The sequence below is a fragment of the Flavobacterium sp. Arc2 genome, assembly GCF_041431385.1.
Taxonomy (GTDB): domain Bacteria; phylum Bacteroidota; class Bacteroidia; order Flavobacteriales; family Flavobacteriaceae; genus Flavobacterium.
In genome coordinates this window covers 21180-28774 of sequence record NZ_JASMRH010000038.1, presented here as the reverse complement: position 1 = coordinate 28774, position 7595 = coordinate 21180, and the positions used below count along the sequence as shown (strand labels likewise).

Genomic DNA, 7595 nt, shown 5'->3' with positions numbered 1-7595 from the left:
GTAGAACGACTATATTGCCGTTTATGAGTATGTATTATTTGTGAAATTAAGGGAAAAGGAGGTTTTTTCACAGCCTGACGTTTTGCAGATTGGCGATGGGCGGGCTTTTTAGCACAAAAGTTGGTTCGGAGAACTGAACTTTCTTTAACCACAAAACTATCTGCGGAGAACGAAACCCCGCCTATTGCAAATGTGCTGTTATGCGTTCGTGCTACTGCTCCTTCAAGGCACAACTGTTTGAAGTTCACACCAAAGTTTGTTTCTTGTAATGTCGCTGTATCCATGAAACTTACTAGTCAATTAGTTCTTCAAAACAAAATTTACAATGTCTTTTACAAACTCGTCAGCCAATGGTAAGGAAGAGTTGTTGTATGTTGCAATGTTCGCTTGCTTGTCGCCATCAACCGTTCTGAAAATATGATTCATTTTGTCAACCAATATTAACTGAGACTTCGGATACGCTTTTGAAAGCCGCTTTGCGTCTTCAACAGTAACTTGGATATCATTTGTACCTTGTAAAATAAGAATTGGAATGCTTAATTTCTGTATTTCAATTTGTGGGTCATATTTGAACCATGAAATCATGTAAGGTTGAACACTTGTTCTGAAAAGAGAATTAAGCATTGGGTTAACATTGTCAACCGTTTTTCCTTTTACTAAACTGTCAATAATGGGATATGATAAATCTTGAAGTTCTTTTGGTTGAGTGCTTAACTGTTCTTTAATTGTTTTGTCTGCCGACTGTCCAGCACCTGCGATAGAAATAAATTTATCAGCAGTAGTTGATGCAATCATTCCAATCAATGAACCTTCACTGTGCCCTACTACAATAACTTTTGAAAAACGCTTGTCCTGTTTTAGTAATTGTATCCATTCCTTCGCATCATTTACATAGTCATCAAAGCGAAGGTCTGTCTCACTTTTTCCTGCTGCTTTACTTTCAGCAATTCCTCTTTTGTCGTAGCGTAGTGAAGCTATATTATTTTCAGCAAGTCCATAGGCAAGTTTTTTATAAGCATCACATTTCATCATAGGATTGTTGCAATCTCTATCAGTTGGTCCAGAACCTGCAATTATTAAAGCAACAGAAATATTGGAGAATTTTTTAGGAGTAGTTAATGTCCCAAAAATATCTCCACTTTTTGTCTTTAAGATTATTTGTGTTTCAATAAAGTTTTTGTCTTTGTTTTCAGATGCTGTTACCGTTTTTTCTTTTTCGATTTTTGCTCTTGATAAATCCATTGGAAAAGATTGCCCCGCCTGCTTAAAGTTGCCAATAATATTATTGTCCTTATTTAAAGTTCCTTCGTATTCAATTTTTGCATTAGTTATCACAAGTTTTAAAATTGAGTGGTCAAAACTTGTAGTGGTTACAGGAATTCCTTTTGCTCCCTGGTCTGGGCTATCCATTGTAGAACTATATCCATTGTCGGTTTTACTAATATTGAAAACAACTCTTAATTGCGTTCCTTGAACTTTTAATATTCCACTCCATTGCCCAGTGATGTCTTGTCCAAACACAGTTAACGATGTCAAGAATGTAAGTATAATTAATGTTGCTTTTTTCATAGTGTTTAATTTTTATTTTTGTTAATTTTTATTTCTTGCACTGTCGGTTGATGTTTGCAGGTCGCCCAAGCATGACGCATAACTTGTATATAACATCAAATATATACATCTTTTTGGAGTTTTTATGCTAGTCACTCAGTTTTTTCTTATTATTTTCATCAACTAGTCGATCTAGCGGACTAAGTATTTTATCACTAGCCATTTTTGAAACATGTGTGTAGATCGTAGTCGTTTTAATACTGGCGTGACCCAAGAACTTTTGAATATACCTAATATCGGTGCCACTTTCTAGCAAATGAGTGGCAAAACTATGACGTAAGGTATGTACAGTTGCTCTTTTTTCCAAGCCTGACTTTTTCAAGGCTTGTCTCATCACTGATCGCGCGCTACCTGTACTATAAGGCTCTCCGGCAAATTGACCTTCAAATACATACTTATTGGGCTCGTACAATTTCTTATAAAGCTCCAAGGAACTCACAATAGAGTAGGGAAGCATCACCATGCGGTCTTTCTTGCCCTTAGCATTTTTAATATGAATTTTATGCTCCGTAAATAGGATGTCGCGCCATTCCAAAGTTACGATCTCACTAACCCGTAAACCCGCGCCATAACCTATTAACAGTAATAATTTATGCTTTGGGTTGTCTACCGCCCTAAATAGCTGTAAACATTCTTCCATCGTTAAAACAGCGGGTAATTTTTTTTCGGTTTTAGGTCGTGGTAGTTTAAGTTCAAAGCCTTTTTGATGTTCTATCTGTTGGTAATAAAACAATAGAGCGTTCACCATACTATGACCTGACGAGGCCGAAAGACCACGTTCCATAAGGCTCGCAAGGTATTTTACAAGCTCTTTTTGTGTAATAGTGTGAGGGTCTCTAAACTGGTGATCACGCAAGAATTTTAGAAACGAACTCGTATAGGTACGCATCGTGGAACTACTATAATTCAGCGCTAGGATCGTGTCAACCATCAAAGAAATATATTCATGTGCGCCATCAGGAACTTGATTGAATAGTTGCTCCTTGGTTTTTCGTAAATCGAGTTGCTTTCTGTTGGGTAAGTTTTGTTTCAACAAATACCCTTTCGGAAGCCTGTTGTTGATCAATATTTTATGAGGCTCAAATTGCATTGCCATGGCATCATAAACCGTAGGTGTGGCAGGAAGCAAGTAACAATCTTTAATGGTACTGTATCGAGCCATCGAGAACCGTTTTATTTTTTCGCGTAACACAAGATAAGGAGGCATATATACTTCCATCCATTTTAAATCCTCTAGATGCGGTTTAAGTACAATAGATTCGCCCTGAAATATAGTTTCGTTTTTATAATAATCATTTTCAGGAAAAAAGGCAGGGGTATCAAGTATTTTTTCTACTAATTTCTGTACGTTTTCATGTCTTAAAACCATGTACACTTTGTAATTCGCGTTCCAATAAACTCCTTTTGTTGCTAATAATTGCTTGCTGATATGCTGATAATACTGCATCTTGAAAACCCAATATTTCCCTAAATTAGGTAATAATTCTAAACGCATGTTGGCTGCTAACAAATTGGTATTCGTTATATGTTCAGGGTTATGCAGCACGGGTGCCGAATCTAACTGAAGGTCGCTTTTGGCTATGGCTGGAAGGTCACGGCTTATAGTAAGGCCGGCCAGCGGTTGCGTTTTAGTTTTTTTTGGGTTGTCAATAACCAAATCGTTAAAGGTTTGGTTAATGAGCTTGTAATTTTCTAAATTGTAATCAAAATACCAACAACGAAGCGACTGGCTATACATGCCCTTCAATTGTTTTAATTGAGAAATGGTTGCGCTATCGTACTTAAAGAAAAGTCCGATTCGGTCTGCATCGCGATGCCAAATCTTTTTTACAATTATTTGCATAAGACGTTTATCAAACAACTAAAATACTACTTTATTTGTAATAATGACATATAATTTACTGGTTTGTAGATGGGTAGCTGTAAGGAAGTATGTAGACCGTTGTGATTGAAATTGATTTGTACTATCATTATGTAGCATTGCGTAAGGGATAGCAGTGAAAATCCTCTCTGGTCTCGTTTTTAAACGAGACTAGAGAGATTGTAGCGAATAGCCCGACCGGAGTGAAATTGCGAAGAGGAACGAGGAAGCAATCACGTAGGGTACGCCCAAATGAGGGTTGAACTACAATTTGTTAGTATGCTTTTAATACTGATACGCCATTGTAAACAACAAAAAGTATTGCATTCAAAGCTCCTTTTGCATGAGAATTCTAAAAGTTAACTAATTTTTGTAATTATCTAATTTTGCAATTGTCGAATTAACCTATCTTTGCGCTCCCGAATGGTCGGGTAAAAGGCAATGATGAAATGGGTTATGCTTGTCTTAATTTAAAAAGAGAGAGTACTAACGCATTATATCTTACCAACAAAAAACAATAAAAGAAACAGATGAAGTTTGATTTATTACAAAAAGATCCGCAGACGAAAGCCAGAGCGGGAAGCATTACTACTGATCACGGTGTTATAGAAACTCCTATTTTTATGCCTGTTGGTACCGTAGCCTCTGTAAAAGGGGTGCACCAAAGGGAATTAAAAGAAGATATAAACCCAGATATTATTCTAGGAAACACTTATCATTTATATTTACGACCACAAATGGAGATCCTGGAGAAAGCCGGTGGTTTGCATAAATTTATGAATTGGGATCGTAATATCTTGACGGATTCTGGCGGATACCAAGTGTATTCCCTTTCGGCAAATAGGAAAATTAAGGAAGAAGGTGTGAAGTTCAAATCGCATATTGACGGTTCGTACCACTTTTTTACACCGGAGAATGTAATGGAAATTCAACGTACCATAGGTGCCGATATTATCATGGCATTTGATGAATGTACACCTTATCCTTGTGATTACCGTTATGCACAGCGCTCGATGAAAATGACACACCGCTGGTTAGACCGTTGTGTGGACCATTTAGAAAAAGTGCCTGTTAAATATGGTTATGACCAAGCCTTTTTTCCTATCGTACAAGGGAGTTGTTACAAAGACCTACGTCAGCAATCAGCTGAATATATTGCTAATTCAAACCAAGTAGGTAATGCCATTGGCGGACTTTCAGTAGGGGAGCCTGCAGAAGAAATGTATGCAATGACCGAAATAGTTTGTGAAATTTTACCCGAAGACAAACCCCGCTATTTAATGGGTGTAGGAACTCCTATAAATATTTTAGAAAATATAGCACTAGGAGTAGATATGTTTGACTGTGTGATGCCTACGCGTAATGCCAGAAACGGAATGTTGTTTACGGCTAACGGTACGATTAACATCAAAAATAAAAAATGGGCCGATGATTTCTCTGCTATTGACGAAATGGCTATTACTTATGTAGATACAGAGTACACAAAAGCATATTTGCGTCACTTGTTTGCTGCTAATGAATACTTAGGGAAACAAATTGCTACCATTCATAATCTTGGGTTTTATATGTGGTTGGTTCGTGAGGCCAGAAAACATATCTTAGCAGGGGATTTTAGAACTTGGAAAGAAATGATGGTGAAGAATATGAACCAGAGATTATAAAAAAAATGTTGATTTGTTTATTTGTTTAATCGAATAAGCAATCGGATGTTATGTTTCTAAACAAATAAACGATTAACCGATTACACTTTTATGTTAACAATAATAGATAAATATATTCTGAAAAGATACTTGGTCACTTTTGCGACCATGTTATTTATGTTTATTCCTATTGGGATTGTTATTGATGTATCAGAGAAGGTCAATAAGATGATTGAAAACAAAGTTCCAATATTGGAAATTGCAATCTATTATTATCATTTTACCATTTATTTTGCTAATTCTCTGTTCCCAATATTTCTGTTTCTATCGATTATTTGGTTCACCTCAAAACTGGCTAACAATACAGAGATTATTGCGATTTTAAGTTCGGGGATTTCTTTTACCCGTTTTTTAAGGCCTTATATTATTGGCGCTTCTCTTATTTCTGTTTTTGTTTTAATCATGGGATTCTATGTGGTTCCAGCATCAAGTGAGGGGTTCAATAATTTTAGGTATACGTATCTAAAAGGCGGTGGCCCAGAAGCAATGCGAGGAGATAATACAGATGTTTACCGCCAGATAAACGACAACGAGTTTCTGTATGTAAACAGTTTTAATACCGTTTCTAAAGTGGCGTTTAATTTTGCCTTAGAGAAATTTGATAAGGAAAAACTGGTTTCTAAGGTTACAGCAAGTAGGATTAAATGGAATCCACAGGACAGTACGTATACAATGTATGATTATACAAAAAGAACCGTAGGTCTATTAGGGGATAAGATTGAAAAAATGCCAGAGAAAAAGACCAAATTTAGTTTTGATCTCGAAGACTTGACTCCCGTAATCTATATTGCTGAAACCTTGAGTTTAGATAAACTGTATCAGTTTATTGATAAAGAAAGAAAGCGTGGTTCTTCTAATATAAATATCTACTTGGTCGTTTTGTATAAAAAGTACAGTGTGCCAGTTTCGGCATTTATATTAACAATAATCGCCGTTTCTGTTTCTTATAAGAAAAGAAGGGGAGGCATGGGGATGAATCTAACCATTGGGATTGCAATTGCTTTTGGCTATGTATTTTTTGATAAAATATTTGGTACGTTGGCCGAAAAATCAACGTTTTCACCACTATTAGCAGTATGGTTCCCCAACATTATTTTTGGAATATTAGCGATTTTTTTACTACGCAATGCAAAACGATAAATTAAAAAGTTACATCAGCCTTCATCTAATTGTCTTTATTTGGGGTTTTACGGCCATTTTAGGCGCTTTAATCACAATTACTGCCGATGCTATTGTTTGGTATCGCATGCTCTTAGCTGCGGCGTTTTTATTCTTGTTTATTCTTTTTAAGAAAAAATCTTTTCGAATACCATTAAACTCGTTTTTGAAATTAATTTTCGTTGGATTCCTGATTGCAATGCACTGGATTACTTTTTTTCATGCCATTCATGTCTCTAATGTCTCCATCACACTTTCTGTTTTTTCACTAGGTGCTTTTTTTGCTTCTTTGTTAGAGCCGCTTTTTTATGGTCGAAAAGTATTGTGGTACGAAGTATTCTTTGGACTCATAATAATAGCTGGGTTAGGGATGATCATGAAAGTAGAGGTGAATTATCTAAACGGAATGTTGTATGCTTTAGTTTCGATTATTTTAGGGGTTTTGTTTACTCTAATGAACGGAAAATTAATTAAAAATCATGACGCTACCGTGATCTCCTTTTATGAGTTTATTGCGGGTGTTTTTTTTATATCTATTTATTTTTTGTACCAAAACAAATTTACCGCAGACTTCTTTGTGCTGAGTTTTAACAACTGGGTATTGATGTTGATTTTAGCATCAATTTGTACTGCTTATGCTTTTACAGCTTCGGTAAAAGTGATGAAAAAGTTGAGTCCGTATACGGTGATGTTGACTACTAATCTAGAACCAGTGTATGGAATTATATTAGCCTACTTTATCATTGGCGGAAAAGAAAAAATGAGCGCCTCCTTTTATATCGGTGCTGTAATTATAATCATTACGGTAATCTTAAACGGGATAATCAAGCACAAGACGGGTAAAAAAGCGGTAGGAACTACTAAGGAAGCGGGATCTGCGGATTTAGTATAAGAGCAGTACTTTAAAGCAACGTTGACGTTTTTAAGCAGTATAAAGCTTTCTCAATAAAAGAAATCGCTAAAGCAGTGTGAAATAGATCTAGTGGTCTAAGTAAGGGGGGAATAGCTATAATTTTGTTGTCTTATTTTCTAGCTCTTTCAGTGCCAAGGATTAAAATAAGTAATAGGATTTAGTCAGTATAATCTTTGCTAAGTTTTTATCTGTGCACGCTTTTTGTCACTCAAGGATAAACGGACCTGCTTTTACCGCAACATGATTTAGTAGCCTTTTATTCATTGTATTAACTCAAACAGCGCTCTAGGTTTTACAAAGAATTTCGGGATTGATTTAAGGTTTGAAGAAGCCTTTTAGGAGTTAAATAAAAAAT

Annotated in this window: 6 protein-coding genes; 3 read left to right on the top strand and 3 right to left on the bottom strand. The window is 35.9% G+C overall.

Annotated elements, in window-relative coordinates; genetic code table 11:
- From QO182_RS18330 to QO182_RS18320, 3 genes are all read right to left on the bottom strand, one after another.
- The coding region (locus tag QO182_RS18330; RefSeq protein WP_371563324.1) for a hypothetical protein at positions 1-284 on the bottom strand (284 nt) is incomplete at its 3' end.
- A 16-nt stretch (positions 285-300) separates the two neighbouring features.
- Positions 301-1569 (bottom strand): alpha/beta hydrolase, encoded by a 1269-nt coding sequence (locus tag QO182_RS18325; RefSeq protein ID WP_371563321.1) that lies wholly within the window; start codon positions 1567-1569, stop codon positions 301-303.
- Positions 1570-1696: 127 nt separating this feature from the next.
- Positions 1697-3451 (bottom strand): tyrosine-type recombinase/integrase, encoded by a 1755-nt coding sequence (locus QO182_RS18320; RefSeq protein WP_371563318.1) that lies wholly within the window; start codon positions 3449-3451, stop codon positions 1697-1699.
- 548 nt (positions 3452-3999) lie between these two features.
- Here QO182_RS18320 and tgt point away from each other — a divergent pair.
- The 3 genes from tgt to QO182_RS18305 all read left to right on the top strand — a co-directional run bounded on the left by tgt (position 4000) and on the right by QO182_RS18305 (position 7219).
- Positions 4000-5130, top strand: a complete 1131-nt coding sequence (gene tgt / locus QO182_RS18315; protein ID WP_371563315.1) for a tRNA guanosine(34) transglycosylase Tgt — start codon at positions 4000-4002, stop codon at positions 5128-5130.
- A gap of 90 nt (positions 5131-5220) precedes the next feature.
- Positions 5221-6309 carry an LptF/LptG family permease gene (locus tag QO182_RS18310; RefSeq protein ID WP_371563313.1) on the top strand — a complete coding sequence of 363 codons (1089 nt, stop codon included), beginning with the start codon at positions 5221-5223 and terminating at the stop codon, positions 6307-6309.
- On the top strand, positions 6296-7219 hold the full coding sequence (locus QO182_RS18305; RefSeq protein ID WP_371563310.1) for a DMT family transporter: 924 nt from the start codon (positions 6296-6298) through the stop codon (positions 7217-7219). The genes QO182_RS18310 and QO182_RS18305 overlap by 14 nt, the downstream gene beginning before the upstream one ends.
- The last annotated feature ends 376 nt before the right edge of the window (positions 7220-7595 follow it).

Bases quoted from the DNA above. Each gene is read 5' to 3' on its own strand.
- QO182_RS18305 (WP_371563310.1), top strand. From the start codon at position 6,296: ATGCAAAACGATAAATTAAAAAGTTACATCAGCCTTCATCTAATTGTC.
- tgt (WP_371563315.1), top strand. From the start codon at position 4,000: ATGAAGTTTGATTTATTACAAAAAGATCCGCAGACGAAAGCCAGAGCG.
- QO182_RS18320 (WP_371563318.1), bottom strand. From the start codon at position 3,451: ATGCAAATAATTGTAAAAAAGATTTGGCATCGCGATGCAGACCGAATC.
- QO182_RS18310 (WP_371563313.1), top strand. From the start codon at position 5,221: ATGTTAACAATAATAGATAAATATATTCTGAAAAGATACTTGGTCACT.
- QO182_RS18325 (WP_371563321.1), bottom strand. From the start codon at position 1,569: ATGAAAAAAGCAACATTAATTATACTTACATTCTTGACATCGTTAACT.